Origin of the sequence: Falsirhodobacter sp. alg1, from assembly GCF_000739715.2 — a bacterium.
Classification (GTDB): Bacteria; Pseudomonadota; Alphaproteobacteria; order Rhodobacterales; family Rhodobacteraceae; genus Falsirhodobacter.
The window spans coordinates 99,899-124,449 of record NZ_BBJC02000002.1 but is presented as its reverse complement, the minus strand read 5'-3'; the positions used below and the strand labels follow the sequence as shown (position 1 = coordinate 124,449).

25 protein-coding genes are annotated in these 24,551 nt (G+C 57.8%); 6 read left to right on the top strand and 19 right to left on the bottom strand.

Features of this window, described 5'->3' with window-relative positions; translation table 11 throughout:
- Positions 1 to 94: 94 nt before the first annotated feature.
- From TR36_RS04775 to TR36_RS04760, 4 genes are all read left to right on the top strand, one after another.
- On the top strand, positions 95 to 475 hold the full coding sequence (locus TR36_RS04775) for a response regulator (protein WP_045389736.1): 381 nt from the start codon (positions 95 to 97) through the stop codon (positions 473 to 475).
- 64 nt (positions 476 to 539) lie between these two features.
- Positions 540 to 1,322 (top strand): 5'/3'-nucleotidase SurE, encoded by a 783-nt coding sequence (surE, locus tag TR36_RS04770; RefSeq protein ID WP_045389739.1) that lies wholly within the window; start codon positions 540 to 542, stop codon positions 1,320 to 1,322.
- Complete coding sequence (locus TR36_RS04765) at positions 1,319 to 1,978, top strand: protein-L-isoaspartate(D-aspartate) O-methyltransferase (protein ID WP_045389742.1); 660 nt, start codon at positions 1,319 to 1,321, stop codon at positions 1,976 to 1,978. Before surE ends, TR36_RS04765 begins: the two co-directional genes overlap by 4 nt.
- Positions 1,979 to 1,992: 14 nt before the next feature.
- On the top strand, positions 1,993 to 3,066 hold the full coding sequence (locus TR36_RS04760) for a M23 family metallopeptidase (RefSeq protein WP_045390036.1): 1,074 nt from the start codon (positions 1,993 to 1,995) through the stop codon (positions 3,064 to 3,066).
- 8 nt (positions 3,067 to 3,074) lie between these two features.
- Here the strand turns inward: TR36_RS04760 and TR36_RS04755 are convergent, their stop codons facing one another.
- From TR36_RS04755 to TR36_RS04735, 5 genes are all read right to left on the bottom strand, one after another.
- Positions 3,075 to 3,914 carry an ATP-binding protein gene (locus TR36_RS04755; protein ID WP_045389745.1) on the bottom strand — a complete coding sequence of 280 codons (840 nt, stop codon included), beginning with the start codon at positions 3,912 to 3,914 and terminating at the stop codon, positions 3,075 to 3,077.
- Positions 3,911 to 4,786: a twin-arginine translocase subunit TatC gene (gene tatC, locus TR36_RS04750; protein WP_045389747.1), complete on the bottom strand. Its 876-nt coding sequence runs from the start codon at positions 4,784 to 4,786 to the stop codon at positions 3,911 to 3,913. Before tatC ends, TR36_RS04755 begins: the two co-directional genes overlap by 4 nt.
- Positions 4,783 to 5,286, bottom strand: a complete 504-nt coding sequence (gene tatB, locus TR36_RS04745) for a Sec-independent protein translocase protein TatB (RefSeq protein ID WP_062762543.1) — start codon at positions 5,284 to 5,286, stop codon at positions 4,783 to 4,785. Before tatB ends, tatC begins: the two co-directional genes overlap by 4 nt.
- A 14-nt stretch (positions 5,287 to 5,300) precedes the next feature.
- On the bottom strand, positions 5,301 to 5,522 hold the full coding sequence (locus TR36_RS04740; protein ID WP_045389749.1) for a twin-arginine translocase TatA/TatE family subunit: 222 nt from the start codon (positions 5,520 to 5,522) through the stop codon (positions 5,301 to 5,303).
- Positions 5,523 to 5,622: 100 nt separating this feature from the next.
- A complete protein-coding gene (locus TR36_RS04735; RefSeq protein WP_062762540.1) occupies positions 5,623 to 6,402 on the bottom strand; it encodes an SDR family oxidoreductase in 780 nt (259 codons plus the stop codon).
- A gap of 94 nt (positions 6,403 to 6,496) precedes the next feature.
- On the opposite strand from TR36_RS04735, the gene TR36_RS04730 reads away from it, so the two are divergent.
- On the top strand, positions 6,497 to 8,095 hold the full coding sequence (locus TR36_RS04730; protein WP_062762740.1) for a peptide chain release factor 3: 1,599 nt from the start codon (positions 6,497 to 6,499) through the stop codon (positions 8,093 to 8,095).
- Between the two features lie 142 nt (positions 8,096 to 8,237).
- A complete protein-coding gene (locus TR36_RS04725; RefSeq protein WP_045389753.1) occupies positions 8,238 to 9,680 on the top strand; it encodes a DEAD/DEAH box helicase in 1,443 nt (480 codons plus the stop codon).
- Between the two features lie 50 nt (positions 9,681 to 9,730).
- On the opposite strand, the gene TR36_RS04720 is transcribed toward TR36_RS04725, so the two are convergent.
- The 14 genes from TR36_RS04720 to nuoF form a co-directional block, all read right to left on the bottom strand.
- Complete coding sequence (locus TR36_RS04720; RefSeq protein ID WP_045389755.1) at positions 9,731 to 11,407, bottom strand: ribonuclease J; 1,677 nt, start codon at positions 11,405 to 11,407, stop codon at positions 9,731 to 9,733.
- Positions 11,404 to 12,183 carry a type III pantothenate kinase gene (locus TR36_RS04715; protein WP_045389756.1) on the bottom strand — a complete coding sequence of 260 codons (780 nt, stop codon included), beginning with the start codon at positions 12,181 to 12,183 and terminating at the stop codon, positions 11,404 to 11,406. Before TR36_RS04715 ends, TR36_RS04720 begins: the two co-directional genes overlap by 4 nt.
- Positions 12,167 to 12,925: a biotin--[acetyl-CoA-carboxylase] ligase gene (locus TR36_RS04710; protein WP_045389758.1), complete on the bottom strand. Its 759-nt coding sequence runs from the start codon at positions 12,923 to 12,925 to the stop codon at positions 12,167 to 12,169. The genes TR36_RS04715 and TR36_RS04710 overlap by 17 nt, the downstream gene beginning before the upstream one ends.
- Positions 12,909 to 14,345, bottom strand: a complete 1,437-nt coding sequence (gene nuoN / locus TR36_RS04705; RefSeq protein WP_062762538.1) for an NADH-quinone oxidoreductase subunit NuoN — start codon at positions 14,343 to 14,345, stop codon at positions 12,909 to 12,911. Before nuoN ends, TR36_RS04710 begins: the two co-directional genes overlap by 17 nt.
- Complete coding sequence (locus tag TR36_RS04700) at positions 14,342 to 15,892, bottom strand: NADH-quinone oxidoreductase subunit M (RefSeq protein ID WP_045389762.1); 1,551 nt, start codon at positions 15,890 to 15,892, stop codon at positions 14,342 to 14,344. The genes nuoN and TR36_RS04700 overlap by 4 nt, the downstream gene beginning before the upstream one ends.
- Entirely contained in the window at positions 15,892 to 17,880 is a 1,989-nt protein-coding gene (gene nuoL / locus TR36_RS04695) for an NADH-quinone oxidoreductase subunit L (RefSeq protein ID WP_045389763.1), read from the bottom strand. The genes TR36_RS04700 and nuoL overlap by 1 nt, the downstream gene beginning before the upstream one ends.
- A 4-nt stretch (positions 17,881 to 17,884) precedes the next feature.
- The gene (gene nuoK, locus TR36_RS04690) at positions 17,885 to 18,190 is read right to left on the bottom strand and encodes an NADH-quinone oxidoreductase subunit NuoK (protein WP_062762536.1); all 306 of its coding nucleotides are present in this window, start codon (positions 18,188 to 18,190) and stop codon (positions 17,885 to 17,887) included.
- A 39-nt stretch (positions 18,191 to 18,229) separates the two neighbouring features.
- On the bottom strand, positions 18,230 to 18,844 hold the full coding sequence (locus tag TR36_RS04685; RefSeq protein ID WP_045389767.1) for an NADH-quinone oxidoreductase subunit J: 615 nt from the start codon (positions 18,842 to 18,844) through the stop codon (positions 18,230 to 18,232).
- Between the two features lie 79 nt (positions 18,845 to 18,923).
- On the bottom strand, positions 18,924 to 19,421 hold the full coding sequence (gene nuoI / locus TR36_RS04680; RefSeq protein ID WP_045389770.1) for an NADH-quinone oxidoreductase subunit NuoI: 498 nt from the start codon (positions 19,419 to 19,421) through the stop codon (positions 18,924 to 18,926).
- A 1-nt stretch (position 19,422) separates the two neighbouring features.
- Positions 19,423 to 20,460 (bottom strand): NADH-quinone oxidoreductase subunit NuoH, encoded by a 1,038-nt coding sequence (nuoH, locus tag TR36_RS04675; protein ID WP_045389773.1) that lies wholly within the window; start codon positions 20,458 to 20,460, stop codon positions 19,423 to 19,425.
- 12 nt (positions 20,461 to 20,472) lie between these two features.
- On the bottom strand, positions 20,473 to 20,847 hold the full coding sequence (locus TR36_RS04670) for a hypothetical protein (RefSeq protein ID WP_153010493.1): 375 nt from the start codon (positions 20,845 to 20,847) through the stop codon (positions 20,473 to 20,475).
- 26 nt (positions 20,848 to 20,873) lie between these two features.
- A complete protein-coding gene (gene nuoG / locus TR36_RS04665) occupies positions 20,874 to 22,886 on the bottom strand; it encodes an NADH-quinone oxidoreductase subunit NuoG (RefSeq protein WP_045389779.1) in 2,013 nt (670 codons plus the stop codon).
- Between the two features lie 22 nt (positions 22,887 to 22,908).
- Complete coding sequence (locus TR36_RS04660) at positions 22,909 to 23,229, bottom strand: hypothetical protein (RefSeq protein WP_153010492.1); 321 nt, start codon at positions 23,227 to 23,229, stop codon at positions 22,909 to 22,911.
- A 23-nt stretch (positions 23,230 to 23,252) separates the two neighbouring features.
- On the bottom strand, positions 23,253 to 24,548 hold the full coding sequence (gene nuoF, locus TR36_RS04655) for an NADH-quinone oxidoreductase subunit NuoF (RefSeq protein WP_045389782.1): 1,296 nt from the start codon (positions 24,546 to 24,548) through the stop codon (positions 23,253 to 23,255).
- Positions 24,549 to 24,551: the final 3 nt, after the last annotated feature.

Below are 24,551 nucleotides of genomic sequence, written 5' to 3'. Positions count from 1 at the left end.
TTAATCAGATGCAAATCGGTCGTTGGGCAGAATGAGGACGGGTCCCGCTGACGCCATTTCAGGCGTCGATGTGACAGCGAGTGGAGAGAACCAGATGATACACGCCCCAATCGGCTTGCCGGTGCGCAGAGCCTTGGTTGTCGAGGATGAGTTTCTGGTCGCCATGTTGATCGAGGATTACCTGCGAGAGCTGGGTGTGGAGGTCGTCGACATCGCACGACGTCTGGATCAGGGGCTGGACCGGATCGAACGGAATGATTTCGACTTTGCGGTGCTGGACATCAATCTGGCAGGCCAGGTCTCCTTTCCTATTGCTGACCGGCTCCATGCACGTGGTATTCCATTCATCTTTGCCACCGCGAATGACCGAAGCACCCTTGCAGCGCCACATGGTAACGCACCGCTGCTCAGTAAACCGTTCGCACTGTCGGATCTTGAGCGTGTATTAGGCACGGCTGACCTGCATATGGTCTAAGCCTAGTGCGCGGGTTGTCGCGCAAGCGTGTGTCGTCTAAGCATGGGGAAACGAGAGGTTTCCCATGCGCATTCTCATCACGAACGACGATGGCATCAACGCACCGGGCCTTGCTGTCCTGAGTGAGATTGCGGCAGAAATTGCCGGCCCGTCCGGTGAGGTCTGGACCGTTGCCCCCGCATTTGAACAATCGGGCGTGGGGCATGCCATCAGCTACACTCATCCGACGTTGTTCACCCAGATGGGCGAACGTCAGTTCGCGGCCGAGGGGAGTCCGGCCGATTGCGTGCTTGCCGCCATCTATGAGGTTTTTCAGGGTGAAAAGCCGGACTTGATCCTGTCCGGCGTAAACCGGGGCAACAATTCGGGCGAAAATGCGATGTATTCCGGCACGATAGGTGCCGCGATCGAAGGTGCATTGCAGGGTGTCCGGTCGATTGCGCTGTCGCAATATCTAGGCCCGCAGACGCGGGTGCTGGATGATCCCTTCGAGACGGCCCGTATCCACGGGGCCCGCGTTGTCCGAGCGATTGTAGAGACTGCGCCTTGGGACGAGGCTGATTACCGTCTGTTCTACAGCGTCAACTTTCCCCCGGTCGCGGCCAAGGATGTCTTGGGTACACGCGCAGCGCCGCAGGGTTTTCGCCAAAACACCTCCTTTTCGACCAAGCCGCATATGTCGCCTTCGGGTAAACGCTTTCTATGGGTGCAGGGTAGCAGTCAGGGGCCTGCCATGGCTGGCAGCGATGTAAACCTGAACCTTGAAGGATATATCTCGGTCACCCCGATGCGCTGTGATCTGACCGCGCATGACCGTCTTCGGGATCTGGAGGCAGCGCTGGCATGAATGACGACGCTGTCGAGCATGATAAGGCCGAGCGCCAGATGCGCTTTCTTTACTCCTTGCGATCACGAGGGGTGACAGACGGGCGCGTGCTGACGGCAATGGAAAAGGTGGATCGCGGGGCATTCGTCAAAGGGCTGTTTTCCGAACGGGCCTATGAAGATACGCCCCTGCCCATTGCCTGCGGCCAGACCATCAGCCAACCGTCGGTGGTCGGCCTGATGACGCAGGCCCTTGCCATTGCGCCACGCGACAGAGTTCTGGAGATCGGCACAGGCTCCGGATATCAGGCCGCAATCCTCAGCCAGCTTGCCCGCCGTGTCTATACGATCGACCGTCATCGTCGCCTGGTGCGCGAGGCGGAGGAGACCTTTCGCAGTCTGAACCTGTCAAATATCACCGCATTTGCCGGTGATGGCAGCCATGGTCTGCCGGATCAGGCCCCGTTCGACCGTATTCTGGTTACGGCTGCGGCCGAAGACCCGCCCGGCCCCCTTATGGCGCAGCTGAAAATCGGCGGTATCATGGTTGTGCCGGTAGGCCAGACAGATGCAGTACAAACATTAATAAAAGTTCTTCGAACCGAAGACGGTTTTGAATATGAAGAACTACGCTCGGTGCGGTTCGTCCCTCTGATCGAAGGGGTCGCCACGGAATGATCAAAGGGGGTCATATGAAATTGTCGGTACCAAAGTTGCGTACATTGGGTGTTCTGTCCGGCGTTGTCCTGACAGCGGCATGTAGCCAGCCCATGGATTTCGATATGCGGTCCAATCTGAACACGAGCGATGCGGCCCTCAGTGCCTCCAGTGCACGTCCTCAGCCCGATGCACGTGGTGTCATTACCTACCCGACCTATCAGGTGGCCGTGGCGCAGAATGGCGATACAGTGACCACATTGGCCAATCGGGTTGGTGTTAACCCTGCCCAACTGGCGCAGTTCAACGCGATCGATCCAAATGCCCAGCTTCGTGGCGGTGAGGTAATTGCCCTGCCCCAAGGCGCGAATACAGCCTCGCCGGTCAACAACGTGGATGCAACGATGCCCCCCATGGCCACCAGCATCCAGACGGGCGGCATCCAGACAACAACGCTGGACTCTGGCGGTTATTCCACCACGGCTCCCGTGGCCAGCACACAATCCTCTGGCGCGCAGCCCGCACAGCATCGGGTGACACGTGGTGAAACGGCCTATTCGATTGCGCGGACCTACAATGTATCCCCCAAGGATCTGGCGGAATGGAACGGGCTGGATGCCAATCTGTCCCTGCGCGAAGGCCAGGTTCTGTTGATCCCGACCGCTGCGGGTACCCCGCCAGCCCAGACGACCACGGCCACCTCCGCCCCGGCTGCGGTGGCACCCGCAACGGCAGCACCTGCTGCAACCGCCACATCCGGCGCACAATTCGCAATGCCCGCCAGCGGCAGCATCATACGCCCCTACGCCAAAGGCAAGAACGAGGGGATTGATATCGGCGCTGGAGCGGGTTCCTCGGTTGTTGCTGCGGCCTCAGGCACCGTTGCCGCCATCACGCGCGATACGGATCAGGTACCAATCCTGGTGCTGCGCCATGCCGGTGACCTGCTGACTGTTTATGCAGGTATTGACAATGTGGCTGTCGAAAAAGGTGCTACTGTCAGCAAGGGGCAAAAAATTGCCACCGTGCGTGCGGCCAGCCCGGCCTTCTTGCATTTTGAGGTTCGCAAAGGGTTCGAGAGCGTCGATCCCGCACCCTATCTGCAATAACGGCCCTTTCAGGAGATCCGCACGTTCTTGCGTGCGGCAAGGTCCGTAAAGAACTGCCATGCCACGCGGCCCGAACGGGCGCCGCGTGTCGCCTGCCATTCGATCGCTTCGGGCCGCCACTCGTCCTCGGCCACCATGACGTTATAGGCGGCGCAATATCCGCGTATCATATCCAGGTAATCATCCTGCGAACACGGATGGAATCCCAGCCACAGACCAAAACGGTCCGAAAGGGAAACCTTTTCCTCTACGGCTTCGGACGGAGAGATGGCGGTTGAGCGTTCATTCTCGATCATATCCCGCGGCATCAGGTGTCGACGGTTCGATGTGGCATAAAGAATAACATTCGACGGGCGGCCTTCGATGCCTCCGTCCAGAACCGCCTTCAACGATTTGTAATGCTGGTCATCATGGCTGAAAGACAGGTCATCGCAGAACAGAACGAACCGTTCGTCGGAAGCCCGCAGATGGGCCAGCAGGCGCTGGACCGTAGGCAGATCTTCCCGCGAAAGTTCTACCAGCTTCAGGGGGAGCCCTTCGGACAGGATCTGGGCATGTACCGCCTTCACCAGCGAGGATTTCCCCATGCCGCGCGAACCCCACAGCAATGCGTTGTTCGCGGGCAACCCTTTGGCAAAATGACGCGTGTTTTCCAGCAGGATATCACGGGCACGGTTCACGCCGATCAACAGCGCCAAGTCTATCCGCGAAACATCCGCCACCGGAACCAGACGATCCGGGCTGGTCTGCCAGGCGAATGCATGGGCAATTGTCATATCCGGCGCTGGTGGTGGTGGGGGAGACAATCGCTCCAATGCTTCGGCAATACGGATAAGCGGGTCGTTCATTTCTTGCTGGAGTCCTCTACCTCATCTTCTTCGAACCATAGCCCTTCGGCTTTGAGTTCTGCCTCCCGACGCTTTTCGATGCGCCGGATCAGGAAGATCGAAACTTCATATAGCGGGTAAACTGCGAAGAACAGGATGACCTGACTCATCATATCCGGTGGTGTGGCAAAGGCCGAAAGCGCCAGAATGGCGACGATTGCGTATTTCCGGACCGATACAAGCGCCGCGGCGGAAATCAGCCCCGCCTTTCCCATAAGGGTCAAAAGAACAGGCAACTGGAAACACAAGCCGAAGGCCAGAATGAACTTCATGGTCAGGCCCAGATATTCCTGCGCCGATCCCTGAAACACGATCCCCGCATGGGCGGCACGGTCCACAACCTCCCCCACCGCAGGTGTGGCCGGGGCCGACTGTGCCTGCTGGAAACTGAGGAAGAAGTCGAATGCCATAGGCAGCACGATGAAATAGCTGAACGCTGCCCCGATGAAGAACATGACCGGAGAGGCGATCAAAAACGGCAGAAACGCCGATTTTTCGGACTTGTACAACCCTGGCGCCACAAACCGCCACATCTGGAAGGCGATAACTGGAAATGCCAGAACAAGGCCCCCGAAGAACGCGATGTTTACGGAAACGAAAAAGCCTTCCTGCAGCTTGATCATGACCAGTCCGCAATCCTGCCCGCGCCCTGCCAGTGCATTGCAGACCGGATAGGACAGGAAGTTGAACACATAATTTGCGAACGGAAAAACCACGCAAACTGCCGCGATATAAGTACCCAGAGCCCACATGATGCGGGTTCGCAGCTCCTTGAGATGCTCGATCAGGGGGGCGCTGCTGTCGTCGATATCGTCGGCGTTGCTGGTCATCATTCAGGCTTTTTAGGGGCGGGCTTGCGCCGAACAGGCTTTTTCCGTTGTTCAACGGGGGTGGTCACGGGGCGGCGGCGCACCGGATCTGGCCGCGCACGCACAACGGGTGCGGGCTTTGGCGGCGTTTCATGAACGCGCGGCGTGGCGGAAACGGCGGCTGCGCTGTGTTTCACATCCTCGGCCTCTACCACAGCCTTTGGCGGCGTGTTCCGGCTGCCTTTCAACGGGTCCCAAGTCTCGAACTTGGTGGCCGCATTGCGGACAGCGTCCAGTCCCATGCTTTTGGCCGAGGTGACGTTGCGCAGATCCTTGGCCACATCCTGTACGCCGGATTCCTTGGCCGCATCCTCCATGGCATTGGAAAATTCACGGGCCATCGATTTGGCCTTGGCGGTGAACCTGCCGATCTGGCGGAACATATCCGGCAGATCCTTTGGTCCGACCACGATCAGCGCCACCGCGCCCATGAGGATGAGTTCGCTCCAACCGATATCAAGCATTGGTCAGCCGCCGCTCAGATATTCTCGTGCTTGCGCTGCTCTTCGGGGGTCACATCGCGCGCTTCCGTTGCGCGTTTTGCTTCCAGCTCTTTGTCTTCTTCGTTCACACCTTTCTTGAACGCGGTGATGCCCTTGCCCACTTCGCCCATCAGCGAGGAAACCTTGCCCCTGCCGAACAGAACGAGAAGAACCACGGCGATCAGCAGAAGACCGGGAAGACCGATATTGTTGAGCATGTCGAAACTCCTGTGGCCCAAAACGACCGAAAATATTGCGTTATGTCTATGCGGTTCGACGCCCGGTTCATAGCCCTTTCGCGCCGAACCCGCTCACTTTTCAGAGGCTGAGATTGGTCGCCCCGCCGTCCAGCAGGATATTCTGCCCCACGATGAACCGGGCATGCTGCGAACACAAAAAGGCACACATCGCGCCGAAATCCTCGGCCGTGCCGTAGGTGCCTGTCGGAATTGTGGCTTCGCGTTGCGCGCGCGCCTGATCCGGCGTGATGTTCGAATTATCGGCCGTGTTCCGGTCCAGCGCGGCAGACCGCGCTGTTTCATGGATGCCCGGCAGCAGGTTGTTGATTACGACGCCATCCGCGGCCACTTGGCGCGACGTGCCCGCGACATAGCCCGTCAGCCCTGCCCGTGCGGCATTGGACAGCCCCAGCTGCGGAATGGGCGCCTTTACGGATTGCGAAGTGATGTTGACCACCCGCCCCCAGCCGCGCGCCGCCATTTTCGGCATCAGTGCGGACATCAGGGCAATTGGGGCCAGCATGTTGGCATCCAGTGCCTTGATGAAATCCTCACGGTCCCAATCGCTCCAGATACCGGGGGGTGGCCCGCCGGCGTTGTTCACGAGGATATCGACATCACCGGCAGCCTCGATCACGGCGCGCTGGCCTTCGGGGGTCGCAATGTCGGCCGCAATGGTCACGATATCGACGCCGAATCGCTCTCGCAGGTCCGCAGCGGCAGATTCCAGAGCATCCGCCCCCCGTGCGTTCATCACAAGATCCACTCCGGCCTCGGCCAGGGCCGTTGCACAGCCAAGCCCGAGCCCCTTGGATGAGGCGCAAACCAATGCCCGCTTGCCTTTAATTCCCAGATCCATCGCATCCTCCTGAATTTGGGATGGACGCTAGCAGTGCTTGTCACAAAGCGGAACCCCGATGGACGCGGCGCGCGTGGTGCGCTACAGCCAGCACATGTTGGATAATAGCCCCACCCTTCCGCCTGAAATCGCCCGCCGCCGGACGTTTGCGATCATCTCGCACCCCGACGCAGGTAAAACGACGCTTACCGAAAAGTTCCTGCTGTTCGGTGGCGCTATCCAGATGGCCGGACAGGTCCGTGCCAAAGGCGAAGCGCGCCGTACCCGCTCGGACTTCATGAAGATGGAGCAGGATCGCGGCATCTCGGTATCCGCATCGGCAATGTCGTTCGAATTCGGGCACTATCGCTTCAATCTGGTCGATACACCCGGACACAGCGATTTTTCCGAAGACACCTACCGTACCCTGACGGCCGTTGACGCTGCCATTATGGTGATCGATGGCGCAAAGGGTGTAGAATCGCAAACCCGTAAGCTTTTCGAGGTTTGCCGCTTGCGTGACCTGCCGATCCTGACATTCTGTAACAAGATGGACCGTGAATCCCGCGATGTGTTCGAAATCATCGACGAGATTCAGGAAAATCTGGCCATCGATGTCTCGCCTGCGTCCTGGCCCATAGGCATGGGCCGTGAATTCGTGGGTGCCTACGATCTGCTTCATGACCGGCTGGAGATCATGGATCGCGCCGACCGGAACAAGGTGGCGGAATCCATCAAGATCACCGGCCTCGATGATCCAAAGCTGGCCGAACACATCCCGGCAGATCTGCTGGAAAAGCTGCGTGAAGAAATCGAAATGGCGCGGGAGCTGTTGCCGAAGTTTGATCGCCAGGCGTTTCTGGAGGGGCATATGACCCCGATCTGGTTCGGCAGTGCGATCAATTCATTCGGCGTGAAGGAATTGATGGACGGAATGGCCGAATATGGCCCCGAGCCGCAGCCGCAGAACGCCAAGGAACGCCAGATCGGATCGGAAGAATCGAAGGTAACGGGCTTTGTGTTCAAGGTTCAGGCGAACATGGACCCGAAACACCGCGACCGCGTGGCATTCGTGCGCCTTGCGTCGGGGCATTTCGAGCGCGGAATGAAGCTGCTGCATGTCCGCTCCAAAAAGCAGATGGCGGTGTCCAATCCCGTCCTGTTCCTTGCAGCGGATCGGGAACTGGCGGAAGAGGCGTGGGCCGGTGATATCATCGGCATTCCGAACCACGGTCAGCTGCGCATCGGTGATGCGCTGACCGAAGGAGAGGCGCTGCATTTCACGGGTATTCCCTCTTTTGCGCCCGAACTCCTGCAAGGTGTCCGCGCCGGTGATCCGATGAAGGCAAAACATCTGGAAAAAGCCCTGATGCAGTTTGCCGAAGAAGGCGCGGCGAAGGTTTTCAAACCCTCGATCGGCTCCGGCTTCATCGTCGGTGTGGTCGGCGCGCTGCAATTCGAAGTATTGGCCAGCCGGATCGAGCAGGAATACTCCCTGCCCGTGCGCTTTGAAGGGTCGCAGTTCAATTCTGCCCGCTGGATCCGGGGGCCGAAGGCCGCGGTTGACAAGATGGCCGCTGTGAACAAGGGGCATATTGCCCATGACAGTGACGGGGACATGGTTTTTCTTACCCGCCTTCAATGGGACATTGACCGGATTGAACGCGATCACCCGGAAATCAGCCTGACTTCGACCAAGGAAATGATGGTCTGATACCGGTTTTCCCAACAAAACTTGACCTGACTGATGATTTAGGATAAGTCATCGGCAGGTTTTTTTTGCCGAAGACGCTGGGGCGCCCAGATTTTGCGTCCCTTACATTGCTGCGGTCCGATACCGCATTCACAGGACGCAAATGACAAAATTCTCCGATCTCGCGCTGGATCCTCGCGTGTTAAAGGCCGTTCAGGAGGCGGGATATGAGTCCCCCACTCCTATTCAGGCCCAGGCTATTCCCCACGCTCTTGAGGGCAAGGACGTTCTGGGCATTGCCCAGACCGGTACCGGAAAGACTGCCAGCTTTACCCTTCCGATGATTACCCTTCTGGGCAAGGGACGCGCACGTGCGCGTATGCCACGGTCGCTCGTTCTGGCACCGACCCGCGAATTGGCGGCACAGGTGGCCGAGAATTTCGACACCTATGCCAAGCATACAAAGCTGACAAAGGCGCTGCTTATCGGTGGCGTATCGTTTGGCGAGCAAGACAAACTGATCGACCGTGGTGTCGATGTTCTGATCGCGACCCCGGGCCGGCTGCTTGACCATTTCGAACGTGGCAAGCTGCTGCTGACCGGCGTGCAGATCATGGTCGTGGACGAGGCTGACCGGATGCTCGACATGGGCTTTATTCCGGATATCGAACGTATCTTCAGCCTGACCCCGTTCACACGCCAGACGTTCTTCTACTCGGCCACAATGGCACCGGAGATCGAGCGTATCACCAATACGTTCCTGCAAAGCGCGGTGAAAATCGAAGTTGCCCGCCAGAATTCCACCTCGGCCACCATCGAGCAGGCATTGGTAAGCGTAACGCCAAGCCGCAAGGATCGCAGTTTTGCGGACAAGCGCAATGTCCTGCGGGATCTGATCAGGTCCGAAGGCGATGCCTGCACGAATGCCATCATCTTCTGCAACCGGAAGATCGATGTGGATGTTGTTGCAAAATCGCTGAAATCGCATGGTTTCAATGCGGCCCCCATCCATGGGGATCTGGAACAACGGCAGCGTATGGCCACGTTGGACCAGTTCCGCGAGGGGTCCCTGCAGTTGCTGGTGGCATCCGATGTTGCAGCCCGTGGTCTTGATGTTCCATCGGTCAGCCATGTGTTCAATTTCGACGTTCCGACACATCCAGAAGATTATGTGCACCGTATCGGCCGGACTGGTCGAGCCGGACGCAAGGGCAAGGCCTACACCTTGGCAACTCCGGCAGATGAGAAATACGTGACAGCAATCGAAACTCTGGTCGGACAACCGATCCCGCGTTCGGAAACACCTGCGCCTGTAAAGGACGCCCCTGCAACTCCGACCGCCGAGGGTGAAAGCAGCGGTCGCCGCCGCACCCGGAGCCGTCGCCGCAATGAGGACGCTGCCCCTGCAGCAGTGGTAGAAACTGCAGCGGCCCCGCCACCCGTCGTTGCAGAACCTGCTCCGCAAGAGCGGACGAAGCAGGATCATCGCCCGCGGAACCGCAACACACGTGAGGATGGTCCGGTTGTCGGACTTGGGGACCATGTTCCCGATTTCCTGACACGCAGTTTCGCTGTCGAACCTGCGGTCATCTCCGACGAAAACTGATCGGCCTGCAATGGGCCATTAAAAAAGCCCCGCTTTCGCGGGGCTTTTTCTTATTCGTCCTGCAAGCGGGAAAGAACGACCGTAACTTCGGGTTTTTTCCCGATCTCGGCCTGCGAAACATTCCGCACCGTCCGCCGGATCCCTTCCTCAAGCCGACCGTCATCGCGCAGCAGTTTGGCGCCGGCACCCTCCAACCACTCGGTCAGATCGTTTTCCAGCAGCTCGCTGTAGGATTTTCCGCTCCGGCCCCGCTCGGCAAGTCCCATGACTTCGACCCAAGCGTCACCCAGCAACTCATCATTTTCATCAATGAGCAAAGTCACCATGACATGGCCATTCAATGCCATGCGGATACGGTCACGAACCACACCGTCGAACGCACCGATCAGCATGCCACCATCCAGATAGACGCGCTTTGCCTCGATCTTTTCAACAGGGACGATACTGTTTCCAGTGATATCGACCATCATGCCATTGGTGACAATCGCACTGCGCAGTCCGGCATCCGTCCCCAAACGCGCATGTTCGCGCATATGTCGGTGTTCGCCATGCATCGGGATCAGCATCTGCGGCTTTACAACCGAATGCATCGCGATCAGATCGGGCCGGTTCGCATGCCCGGACACGTGATAAAGACCGCCCGCATCATCCTGCAGGATCACACCCATTTCAGAAAGCTGGTTCATGATCCGGCCAACGCCACGCTCGTTCCCGGGAATGGTCCGCGACGAGAACAGGAACAGATCACCTTCCTTGAGGCTGATGCCCAGATACTTGCCACGGGCAAGCTGTGCGCTGGCAGCCCGCCGTTCCCCCTGCGATCCGGTCACGATCAGGATGACCTTATCACGGGGCATTTCCAACGCCTGCTCGGGGCTGATCGTTGACGGAAATTCCGTGAGGATACCTGTTTCCTGCGCTGTGGCGACCATGCGGCGCATCGCGCGCCCCAGCAAGCAGATCGAGCGGCCCGACGCTTGTGCGGCATCGGCCAGCGTTTTCAAACGCGCAACGTTCGATGCAAAAGTGGTCGCGACAACCATTCCTTTCGCATTGCTGATCAGCTCACGCAGCGGACCGGCAAGCGTGCTTTCCGAACGCCCTGGATGCTGCGTAAAGACGTTGGTGGAATCGCACATCAGCGCCTTGACCGGGCGTTCCGCAGCAATCGCTTCGAATGACGCAGGGTTCCACGCCTCGCCCACGACCGGGGCCGGATCGAGCTTGAAATCACCCGAATGCACGACCCGGCCAGCCGGGCTGTCGATCACAAGGGCCGAACTTTCTGGAACCGAATGGCTGATCGGCACGAATTGCACCGAGAATGGGCCGGCCTTGATCGTCTCGGGCCGCGGCTCCACAACCGTGATCGCGTCCTTGGGTAGGCCTTGGTCCTGGAACTTGTGCCGACCGATTGCCGCAGTGAATTTGCGGGCATAGATCGGCGCGTTGAGCTTGGGCCAAAGATGCGCCAAGGCGCCGATGTGATCCTCATGCGCGTGGGTGATGAAAATGCCATCAATCCGGTCAGCCCTTGCTTCCAGCCAACTAATGTCGGGCAGGATCAGATCGACACCCGGCGTTGTGTCCATATCCGGGAAAGTCACACCAAGATCGATCACGATCAGCCGCTCACGTCCCGGTGCGCCATGCCCATAGACGTAGCAGTTCATGCCAATCTCGCCCGCGCCACCAAGGGGGAGGTAGATTAGCCGCTCGTTCGTCATGCCTTATCCAATTCTTTGTTATATTGGTGAATGAGAACCAGACCGGTCATGGTCAGGTCGCTGTCCACAGTGTCAAATAGGTCGAAACCCTGGTCAAACAAAGGCGCAAGGCCCCCGGTGCCGATTACCTTCATCGGGCGATCACGTTCACGGCGGATCTGCCGGACGATTCCCTCGACAAGGCCGATATAGCCCCAGTAAACACCGGATTGCATACAGGCTACAGTATTAGTTCCGATCGCAAGCACCGGCCTGGAAACATCGACATGGGGCAAGGCAGCTGCCGCCATGTGCAATGCCTCAAGGCTCAGGTTCACGCCCGGTGCGATTGCCCCGCCAATATAGGCCCCATCGGCATCCACAACATCAAATGTCGTCGCGGTTCCGAAATCAACAATAATGAGATCTCCACCATGCCTATGGAATCCGGCAACGGTGTTGACCAGACGGTCCGGCCCCACGGTTGTTCCCGGATCGACCCGTGGCTCAATCGGGAGGGCGCATTCCGCCTTGCCCACCACGCGCGGACGGCAATTGAAGTAGCGATTACAGAGAACCCGCAAATTGAATACGACCCGAGGCGCCGTGGACGAGATGATTGCATCATCAATCGCCATCACCTCACCATCAAGCCGCATGAGCGCAGTCAACCAGACGAAATATTCATCGGCCGTTCGGGTATGATCGGTGGACATGCGCCATGTGCCCAGAAACCGGCCGTCATCCCATACCGAAAAGACGGTATTAGTGTTGCCGCAATCAATTGCGAGCAGCATGAGGACCCTCCCCGAAGAAGATATCTGCTGCGGGGATCAGGACAGGACCTTCGTTTGTGGCCAGCACCAATGCACCCGTTTCATCGATTGTCCGGAAAACTCCGCTTCGGCTGGTTTGCCCCGTGCGTGCGATGATATGTTCGCCAATACGGGCGGCATACCGCAAGAAATCCGTTCGGATTTCGCCAAACCCCGATGCCAATTGCTGCGAGCGGCGGGTAAACGCAGGCGCCAAAGCCGACAAAAGCTGGTCAGGTGAAATCCTGATGCCGGTCTCTCCAAAGACGCTGACCGGGAGAACAGCGCCCGGCTCGACATTTCCGGGGTCAGGCGCATTCGAGAGGTTCACACCGATACCGACCGTGAGAATTCCGGCGCGGGATTCCAGCAGGATACCGGACAGTTTTCCGCCGTTTAGCAAGATATCATTAGGCCATTTCAGCTTGTAGCCCTGCGCATGCCCTGTCAGCTGAACCAGCGCATCCCGCAATGCCAATGCCGCGACAAAGGAATAGAGTGCGGAAACCGCCGGCGGCTCAGCCGGGCGGAATGCATACGTTCCATAGAAGTTGCCAATCGGGCTGGACCATGACCGACCGCGTCGGCCCTTCCCCTCGGTTTGCACATCTGCCCGTACCCAAACGGGCAGATCCGGCAACGTCATGGCGTAGGCGTTGGTACTTCCGACCCCGGTCAGAACGTGCCGGCCTACCCCATCAGGCCAATCAGCGTACAAGTGCATTCGCGGCCAGTGCTGCGGCGCCATCAATGCCAAACAGGTTGATGATGCCCACGACCATGATCGCGGCGGTTGCCAGAAGCACGATCAGCTGAACTGGGCGCATACCCTTGTCCAGAATACTTTCGTCTTTGCCGAAGTACATCAGGAAAACGATCCGCAGGTAGTAATAGGCCCCGATGACCGATCCCAGAACACCAACGATTGCGAGCCAGAACATACCGGCATCGATGGCGGCCTTCAGAACATAGAATTTACCGAAAAACCCGACGAATGGCGGGATACCTGCCATGCTGAAGAATAGTGCGAGCAAAGCAAGCGCTTTCAAAGGCTCGACCTTCGAATAAAGGCTTAGCGAGTTGATTTGCGTAATCGGAACCCCATCGCGACGCATGGACAGGATAAAGGCAAAAACGCCAACGCTCATGGTGATATAGATGGCAATGTAGACGAGCATGGCCTGTACGCCACCGGCGGTCCCGGTTGCCAACCCCATCAGGGCAAAACCCATATGGGCGATTGAGGAATACGCCATAAGACGCTTGATGTCTTTTTGCCCGATAGCACCGATCGAACCAACAAAGATCGACAGAACCGACATCACGGCAATGATCTGTGACCAATCACCAGGCAATGCGCCGAATGCGTCATAGAGAACACGTGCCAGAAACGCCAGACCTGCAACCTTGGGCGCAGTGGCAAAGAATGCGGTGACAGGTGACGGAGCGCCTTCATAAACGTCGGGTGCCCACATATGGAATGGAGCCGCCGAAATCTTGAATGCAATTCCCGCCAGCATGAAAACCATACCAAACAGCAGGCCAACAGGCATGTTCTGCCCCAGCGTCGAGAGGATGCCCGCGAATTGCGTCGTTCCCGAGAAACCATAAGTCAGCGATGCACCGTAGAGGAACATGCCCGAGGACAACGAACCAAGGACAAAATATTTCATCCCGGCTTCGGAAGAACGGGCGGAATCACGACGGAAGCTGGCAACGACATAAAGTGCAAGGGATTGCAGCTCTATCCCCATATACAAGGCGATCAGATCCCCCGCAGAGACCGTCACCATCATTCCGACTACCGCCAAAGCGATCAGTACCGGGTATTCAAACCGGAGAAGCCCCAGCTTTGCCATATATTCCTGGCTGATGACCAGTACGGCAGCGGCAGATAGCAGGATAATGACCTTCGTGAAGCGAGCAAACGCATCATCCACGAACATTCCATGGAATGCGATACGATCCGGTCCGCCCGGCATGCTGATCATGATGGCGAGGAATACAAAAACAGCAGCGGTGACCCATACCAGAATGGGTGCCGTGCGATCCTTACCCGCAGAGACCCCGATCACAAGCGCGAGGAGCGCAAAGACCGCAAGCAGAAATTCGGGAAGGATGGCTGCGAAATCGGCATGGGTCATCGTGCGGCCTCGATCATAGCGGCCTGAACACCCTCGGAACTGGGCAGAGCGGCCTGATAGGTCTGTGTCAGATGGGCAGTTGAGCTGGAGATCACGTCGGTAATCAGCGCGGGGTAGATCCCGAGGACCAGAACCATGATGGCCAGAGGGGCAAAAATTGCCTTCTCACGACCGCTGAGATCCTTTGCACCCTTAAGCGCCTCTTTGATCAGGTCACCGAACATCACACGACGATAGAACCGAAGCCCATAGGCCGCTGCGAAGATGATCCCCGTCGTCGAAACCAGCGCCACCCAGGTATTTGCCTGAAACGCCCCCAGCAATGTCAGGAATTCCCCGACAAAACCACTGGTCCCCGGCAGCCCTACGTTCGCCATGGTGAAGAACATGAAAAGCAGCGCATAGGTCGGCATCCGTGCGGCAAGGCCGCCGAAAGCATCGATGTCCTGGGCACGAAAGCGGTCGATCAATACGCCGGCACAGAAGAACAGCCCCGCAGAAATGAACCCGTGAGAGATCATCTGGAAGACTGCGCCGTCGATCCCCTGCTGATTGCCCGAAAACACACCGAGGGTCACGAAGCCCATGTGGGCGATCGAGGAATAAGCGATGAGGCGCTTGATATCATGCTGAACAAAAGCAACCAGCGAGGTGTAAACAATGGCAATCGCAGACAGCCACAGCATCAATGTAGATAGCGTGTCCGCGCCAACCGGAAACATTCCCAAGGAAAAGCGCAGGAATCCATATCCACCCATCTTTACCAGGATTGCGGACAGCACGACGGTCGCCGCGGTTGGTGCCTGAACGTAGGCGTCCGGCTGCCAGGTATGAAGCGGCCACATTGGCAGTTTCACCGCAAAACTGGCAAGGAAGCCCAGGAATAGCAGCGTCTGCACACCCCCGACGATCGTGAGACCGCCAACGGTGATGGGAGAAGAGGCGAAATCATGCTGCAGCAGCGCGACCATATCCGTCGTGCCGGCATCATAATACATGGCGATCATCGCAACCAGCATCAGCACAGAACCGGCGAACGTATAAAGGAAAAACTTGAATGCCGCATACAACCGCTGCTTGCCGCCCCAGATCCCGATCATAAGGGATGCAGGGATCAATGTTCCTTCAAAGAACATATAGAACAGCACCATATCCAGCGCCGAGAATACACCGATCATCAGTGTTTCCAGTACCAGATAGGCGATCATCAGTTCCTTGACGCGGTGTTCGACCTTCCAGCACGCAGCGATGACAATCGGCATGAGAAATGTTGTCAGCAGGACAAACAGGATCGAAATGCCGTCTACGCCAAGTTTGTAATGAAGACCTGCAATCCAGCGATGTTCTTCCACGAACTGGAAACCGGCAGTTTCGTTATCGAACTGGGCATAGAGGAACAGCGAGATCACGAACGTGGCGCCGGTGGCCAGCATGGCCAGCCAACGGGCATTTCGCCGAGCAGCCGCATCATCGCCGCGGAGAAACACCGCCAGGATGAGTGCAGCAATCGCGGGAACGAAAGTAACGATCGAAAGAAGGTTGTCCATCAGCGTGCGCCTCCCAAGAACGTCACCCAAGTTACGAGGGCCGCGATGCCAACAACCATGGCAAAGGCATAGTGAAAAATATAACCGGACTGCATACGCTGCGCCAACCGCGTCAGTGCAGGAATAAGCCCGAGTGCTAGACCATTCACGGCACCATCGATCCCGCGATCATCCCCACGCCGCCAGAGGAACGATCCAAGACGTTGGGCCGGAACCACGAAGATACGATCGAACAATTCGTCAAAGTACCATTTGTTCAGCAGGAAGCGGTAAAGACCATTTGCCGATTTTGCCATGTGGGACGGCAGACCAGGGCTGCGGATATACATGACAAAAGCAAGGATGACGCCGACAAGCATCGCGATGAACGGGGCAAGAGAAACAGCCGCAGGCACCTCATGCGCTTCATGAAGGGCATGGTTGTCGGCCGAGATATAAAGGCCACCGTCGAACAGGGTCGATGCCGGTTCAGCATGGAACCATGCACGAACGGCTTCCTCTTCACCAAAGAAGTTATGGTGGAAGACCGTCCCTGCCAATACCGCACCAACCGCCAGCACGGCCAGAGGGACCATTATGCTACGACCGGAGTCATGTGCATGGCCATGAACGTCTGCCTTGCCACGCGGTTTGCCGAAGAAGGTCAGGAAGATCAGACGCCATGAGTAGAAAGCCGTCATGGCAGCTGCGATGACCAGCATCCAGAAAGCGAAGCCGGACCCCGTCCAGGCACTCTCTACGATTGCATCCTTGGAAACAAAGCCGGCAAAGCCAATGGACGTGAACGGAATACCGACGCCTGTGATTGCAAGCGTTCCGATGACCATTGCCCAGAATGTCATCGGCATCTTGCGCCGCAGACCGCCGTAGTTGCGTAGATCCTGCTCTCCCGCCATTCCATGAATAACCGAACCTGCCGCAAGGAACAGGAGTGCCTTGAAGAACGCATGTGTAAAGAGGTGGAACATTGCTGCAGAATAGACGCCTACGCCCGCCGCAACAAACATGTAACCCAATTGCGACATCGTCGAATAGGCGATCACACGTTTGATGTCGTTCTGAACGAGGCCGATGCTTGCAGCGACCAAAGCCGACAGTGCCCCGACAACCACGATCAACATCTGTGCATGCGGCGCTACTTCGTAGATGGGCGACATGCGGCAGACGAGGAAGACCCCGGCAGTCACCATTGTCGCGGCGTGGATCAGAGCCGAAACAGGTGTCGGGCCTTCCATTGCGTCCGGCAGCCATGTGTGCAGGCCAAGCTGGGCCGATTTACCCATCGCACCGATGAACAGCAGAACACCAACAACCTCGGCTGCGTTCAGGTTCATCGACAGGAAGGATATCTGCATCTGGGCCAGATCAGCCGAAGAAGCGAAAACATCAACCAGGCGAACCGAGTCCGTCAGGAAAAACAGCGCCGCAATTCCCAGCATGAACCCGAAATCACCAACACGGTTCACGATGAATGCTTTTACAGCAGCCGCATTGGCCGAAGGCTTGCGATAATAGAAGCCGATCAGAAGATAGGAAACAAGACCGACCCCTTCCCAGCCGAAAAAGAGCTGCACGAGGTTATCTGCCGTGACCAGAGTCAGCATCGCAAAGCTGAACAGAGAAAGATAGGCAAAGAAACGGGCCCGGTAATGTTCGCCCGGACGGAAATTCTCGTCATGGGCCATGTAGCCGAAGCTGTAGACATGCACCAAGGCCGAAACCGTCGTCACAACCACAAGCATGATCGCCGTCAGCCTATCCAGCCGGATGGCCCAGTCAGAGGCGAGGCTGCCGCTTTCGATCCAGCGCATCAGCACGATCTGCGTGGCACCGCCATCAAGCGTCAGGAACACGACCCAGCTCAGCAATGCAGCAAGAACGACGAGGCCGGTCGCGATGACCTGCCCTGCCGTTTCGCCGATCAATCGCCAGCCGAAGCCACAGATCAGCGCACCGACCAGCGGCGCAAGAAGGATGACCGTCACCATAACCTCAGCCTTTCATCACGTTGACGTCTTCAACGTCAATCGAGCCTTTGTTGCGGAAGAAGGTTACGAGGATCGCAAGTCCGATCGCCGCCTCGGCGGCAGCAACGGTCAATACGAAAAGCGTAAAGATCTGACCGGTCAGATCATTCAGATCGCTGGAAAACGCGACCAGATTGATATTGACCGCGAGCAGCATCAGCTCGATCGACATCAGAATGACGATCACGTTCTTTCGGTTCAGAAAGATACCGAAAATGCCTACGACAAAAAGTATTGTCGCAACCACAACGTAATGCTCCACACCAACCATATTCGTCCCTCCGCGCCTACGCGCCGTTCCGAGTTCGGGTCAGAGACCCTGCCCCGGCTTCACATCTTTCAATTCCATAGACTTGGCTGGGTCGCGCCACATCTGATGCAGTACGTTTTGACGTTTCACATCGGTCCGGTGCCGCAACGTCAGCACAATGGCCCCGATCATCGAAACCAGCAGAACCAGACCAGCCATCTGGAACAGCAACAAATAACGATCAAACAAGATCAGCCCGATGGCATGCGTATTGTCGATCTGCGTCATGTCGGGCGTTACCGACTGGCGAAGGCCCATGGCGCCATCGGCCTGAACCCAGGCACCAACGCCCAGAAGCAACTGCACCAGAAGGATGACGCCGATCAGCGATGCGATCGGCACATATTTCACCATTTCCGACTTCAGCTCGGCAAAGTCGATGTCCAGCATCATCACCACGAACAGGAACAGCACCGCGACCGCGCCGACATAGACGATGATCATCAGCATCGCGACAAATTCGGCCCCGAGCAGCACAAACAGACCTGCCGATGACAGGAATGCCGTAATCAGCCATAGAACGGCATGAACAGGATTGCGCGCCATCGTTACCGAAAGGCCCGCCACAATCGTGACCACCGCAAAGGTGTAAAAGGCAAAATCCGCAACCGTCATAGGTTTCTCTCCTCAGGGGGCCGAGTCTTGGCTGCACCGTTACGCCACAGTGGCGCGCAGGTAAAGCAGCCAACCCGCGTCATCGGTAAGGTGCGTCAAGTTCAAGGTTACGGGCAATTTCGGCTTCCCAGCGGGCGCCATTGTCCAAAAGCTTGGCCTTGTCGTAGAAAAGTTCTTCCCGCGTTTCGGTCGAGAATTCGAAATTCGGGCCTTCGACAATTGCATCCACGGGGCACGCCTCCTGGCAGAAACCGCAATAGATGCATTTTGTCATGTCGATATCGTAACGCGTTGTACGGCGGCTGCCGTCTTCACGCGGTTCGGCATCGATGGTGATCGCCTGTGCAGGGCACACGGCCTCACACAGTTTGCAGGCGATGCAACGCTCCTCCCCGTTGGGATAGCGACGCAATGCATGTTCACCACGGAAGCGCGGGGAAAGCGGGCCTTTTTCGTGCGGATAGTTGATGGTTTCCTTCGGCGCAAAAAAGTACCGGAATCCCAACTTGAAGCCGACAATATAATCCCACAGCAGCGCGTACCGTGTTGCGCGGCCCCAATCAATGGATTGTGTCATATCAGCCTCCTATCGCCCAACGGGCCCAGAACCCGCCGAACAGTTCAAATTTTGCAAGGAATGCAACCAGCACGACCCAACCCAGTGACAGCGGCAGGAAAACCTTCCAGCCGATACGCATCAACTGGTCGTAGCGGTAGCGCGGCGTGATCGCCTTCACCATGGCAAACATGAAGAAGAAGAAGCACATCTTGCCGACCATCCACAACGCGCCGTCGGGCAAGCCAGGAATGGGAGACAACCAGCCGCCGAAGAACAGGATCGACATAAGTGCGCACATCAGGAAGATCGCGATGTACTCGCCCGCCATGAACAGCAGATAAGGTGTGGACGAATATTCGACCATGAACCCGGCCACCAGTTCCGATTCCGCCTCGGGCAGATCGAAGGGCGGGCGGTTCGTTTCTGCCAGTGCAGAAATGAAGAACAGGGCAACCATCGGCAGATGCGGCAACCAGTACCAGTTCAGCAGCCCCAGATTGCCATCCTGCGCCCGGACAATATCCGAAAAGTTCAGGGATCCCGTCGAGATGATCACCCCGATGATGATCAGACCCAATGAAACCTCATAGGAGATCATCTGGGCAGCAGAGCGCAGAGAGCCGAGGAACGGATACTTGGAGTTGGATGCCCAACCGCCCATGATCACGCCATAGACCTCTAGCGAGGATGCCGCGAATACGAACAACACCGCCACGTTCAGGTCTGCCAGAACCCAGCCATCGGCAAAGGGGATCACGGCAAAGCCAAGCATCGCCAGAATGAAAGACAGCAGCGGCGCAAGGAAGAACACAAATCTGTCGGATCCCGCAGGAACGACGATTTCCTTCACAACATATTTCAGCGCGTCCGCAAACGTCTGCAGAAGACCCCAAGGCCCGACCACGTTCGGTCCGCGCCGCATCTGAACCGCAGCCCAGACCTTCCGGTCGCTATAGACCATGAAGATCAGCGCAATCATCACGAAAGCGATCACGCCCAAGGCTTGCAGCGCAACAAGGACCGTGATCCCGAAACCCGTCTGTAAAAATTCAGCCATCACGTTCCCTCGTTACACCGTCGGAATCGACTGCGCCTTGCAGGCGGCGACCGTCGATGCGGCCTCGATCACGCGTACGCCGTCCGGCGCATTCATGGACAGGGCATAGACAGCATCGGCCACCCATGCACGCCCCCGTTCGTCAATATTGGTACGGATAAGGCGTGCATAGCCATATCCGCGTATCAAAGCATATTGCGCCGCAACGCAATCCGTATAGGCATCGATATCCGCCGAAGCGCGGGGATGGTCAATGCCCACCCTGAACGCCGCCAGCTCGTCATCAATCCTGATGGTCTGTACGCCCAAGTAGGAGGGCATCGCAACAGGCTCTTCGCCTTCGATCACGGGCGGAACCTCGCGAGGCAATGTGGTACAGGCTGACATGGCCAATAAAACCATTGCCGCCGCCCTCATTCCGCCGCCAGCGAAGGTGCCGAACGCGCCAACGCCAGTGCAGAAAGTTCTCCCATCAGCACCGATGCGCGGGCAATCGGGTTCGTCAGATAGAAATCATGCGTAACAGCCCGGAAATCCGCGCGTGCAGGTTCACGCACCTCCAGCGGCGTCCAGGTGTTTTCTGCAAGCTGATCCACGCGGCCAAGATGCGGCACTTCGGCAACCAACTTTGCGCGAAGCTGGGCAAGAGAATCAAACGGAAGCTTTGACCCCAATTCGGCAGAGAGCGCGCGCAGGATAGCCCAGTTCTCTTTTGCCTCACCCGGTGCAAAGCCCGCGCGGAATGCCAGCTGCGGACGGCCTTCGGTATTTACGAAAAGCCCGTTTTCTTCGGTATAGGCCGCCGCCGGAAGGATGATGTCAGCGCGGTGGGCACCACGATCACCATGGCTGCCCTGATAGATCACCACCGGACCAGCCGCGATTTCGATCTCGTCGGCACCAAGGTTGAAGACGACATCGGCACCATCGATGGCCGTTTTCACTCCGCCTTCGGTTACCGCACCGATATCCATCGCACCGACACGCGAAGCTGCACTGTGCAGAACCAGCAGCCCCGCCCCGGTCCGTTCGGCCAAGGCCATGGCATGGGAAAGAACAGCTTCGCCATCCGCTTCCAGCAAGGCCGATTGGCCCACGATGATAACACCCGGTTTGCTGTCGGTGGCTTCTTCGCTTGCAAGCCGTGTCAGCGCGGCACGGTCCGTACCCAGATGATTGTAATCATAGGTCAGATCCGCAGCTGCCCCGATCAGCGACACGGTTGCACCGTTGATCCAGGCTTTGCGGATGCGGGCGTTCAGCACCGGTGCTTCGATCCGCGGGTTCACCCCGATCAGCGTAATCGCCTGAGCCGTGTCGATATCCTCGATTGCGGCAGTCCCGACATAAGCGGAACGGTTGCCCGCCGGCAGACGTGCGCCATCGGTCCGGCACTCGACTTGGCCACCCTGCCCCTCGACCAGCAGCTTCAGTGCATAGGCGGCTTCAACCGGGGCAAGATCGCCGATAAGGCCAGCAATTTTCTTGCCCTTCATCGCAGCAGCAGCAGCGGCCAGTGCCTCGGGCCAATCTGCACGACGCAAACGACCATTCTCACGGATATAGGGCGTGTCGAGACGCTGACGGCGAAGGCCGTCCCAGATAAAGCGCGTCTTGTCGCTGATCCATTCCTCGTTCACGCCGTCATGGTTGCGCGGCAGGATGCGCATCACTTCGCGCCCCTTGGTATCCACGCGGATATTCGAGCCAAGCGCATCCATCACGTCGATGCTTTCGGTCTTCGTCAGTTCCCATGGACGCGCGGTAAAGGCATAGGGTTTCGACGTCAAAGCGCCCACAGGGCAAAGATCAATGATGTTGCCTTGCAGGTTCGAATCCAGCGTCTGGTTCAGATAGGACGTGATCTCGCTGTCTTCACCCCGACCGGTCTGCCCCATCTGGACAATACCGGCCACCTCGGTGGTAAAGCGAACGCAGCGGGTGCAGGAAATGCAGCGGGTCATCGCGGTTTTGACCAGCGGTCCCAGGTTCAGCTCTTCCGCTGCACGCTTCGGCTCACGGTAGCGGCTGAAATCCACACCATAAGCCATTGCCTGATCCTGCAGATCACACTCGCCGCCCTGATCGCAGATCGGGCAATCAAGCGGGTGGTTGATCAGCAGGAATTCCATCACGCCCTCGCGGGCCTTCTTGACCATAGGCGAGTTGGTCTTGACGACCGGCGCCTCTCCGTTCGGGCCGGGACGCAGATCCTTGACCTGCATACCACAGGACGCGGTCGGCTTGGGCGGGCCACCCACCACTTCGACCAGACACATCCGGCAGTTGCCAGCGATCGAAAGCCGTTCGTGATAGCAGAACCGCGGAACCTCGACGCCCGCGAGTTCCGCCGCCTGAAGGATGGTCATAGCACCATCGACTTCGTATTCTTGCCCGTCGATACTGATTTTCTTAAGGTTGCTCATCTGCCACCCTTCCCATGTTCCGTCATCGACACGCCCCCGGGAATACCCAGTTCGGTGCGTCATATATCCCGACCGCAGCCGGATTGAACCGCATCATCCGCGCTGTACAGGCCCGTATTGCCACTTTTTTCGCAATAAGGCCCTGATCGTATCGCAAAGGATCGGTGGGGCTGTAAATTGTCAGCGTATTGCCCTCGATCGGCTCCGCGCCAGCGGCGGTGATGACCTCACCTACACCCGCCTCGCGCAGCACCGATACATAGGGGCCATCTGTCAACGAAGGCGCGGGGGTACGGGATGGGGCTTCGCCGGTGCACGCACCAAGCGCTCCGAGCGTTGCCATCACCATTACCCCGCGCGCGCTCGTCATTCCGCTGCCATTGCCCCCATGCGGCCTGTCCGCTTTGCCTTGATCCGGTCCTCGATTTCCTCACGGAAATGACGAACCAGCCCTTGGATCGGCCAAGCTGCAGCGTCGCCGAGCGCACAGATCGTATGCCCTTCGATCTGCTTGGTCACGTTGATCAGCATGTCGATTTCCTCGACCTCTGCCTCACCACGCACGAGCCGATCCATGACCCGCATCATCCAGCCGGTCCCTTCCCGGCAAGGCGTGCATTGGCCGCAGCTTTCATGCTTGAAGAATTTCGAAAGACGCCATATCGCCTTGATGACATCAGTGGATTGATCCATCACGATCATGCAGGCAGTGCCGAAGCTGGAACGATTTTCGCGCATCCAGTCGTAATCCATCAGGGCATCATCGCACAGATGTGCCGGCAGGATCGGACAGCTTGCCCCCCCAGGAATGACGGCCTTCAGATTTTTCCAGCCGCCACGGACGCCGCCACCGTGCTTTTCGATCAGCTCACGCATCGGAATCGACATCGATTCCTCGATCACGCAGGGCGTGTTTACATGGCCGGTCATCGCGAACAGCTTTACGCCGGTATTGTTGGGACGACCGAAGCTGGAATACCAATCGGCACCACGACGCAGGATTGTCGGGACCACCGAAATGGATTCCACGTTGTTCACCGTGGTGGGGCAGCCATAAAGCCCTGCCCCAGCCGGGAACGGCGGCTTCATGCGTGGCATACCCTTGCGGCCTTCAAGGCTTTCGAGAAGAGCCGTTTCCTCACCACAGATATAGGCGCCTGCGCCGTGGTGCAGGAATACGTTGAAGTCATAGCCGGACCCACAGGCATTCTTGCCCAGCAGACCCGCATCATAAGCCTCGTCGATTGCAGCCTGAAGCGACTCTTTCTCCCGGATATATTCACCACGGATGTAGATATAGGCCGCAACAGCCCCCATGGCGAAACCGGCAACCAGACAGCCTTCGACCAGCGTATGCGGATCGTGGCGCATGATTTCGCGATCCTTGCAGGTCGCAGGCTCCGATTCATCGGCGTTCACAACCAGATACGACGGCCGTTCATCCGAAGGCTTGGGCATGAAGGACCATTTCAGACCTGTCGGAAAGCCCGCACCACCACGACCGCGAAGACCGGACGCCTTCACCTGGTCAATGATCCAGGCCGGCCCGTTGGCCAGAATGCCTGCGGTATTGTCCCACAATCCACGCTTGCGTGCGCCCGCCAACGAGCGGTCGTACATTCCGTAGATATTCTGGAAGATCCTGTCTTGATCCTTCAGCATCCT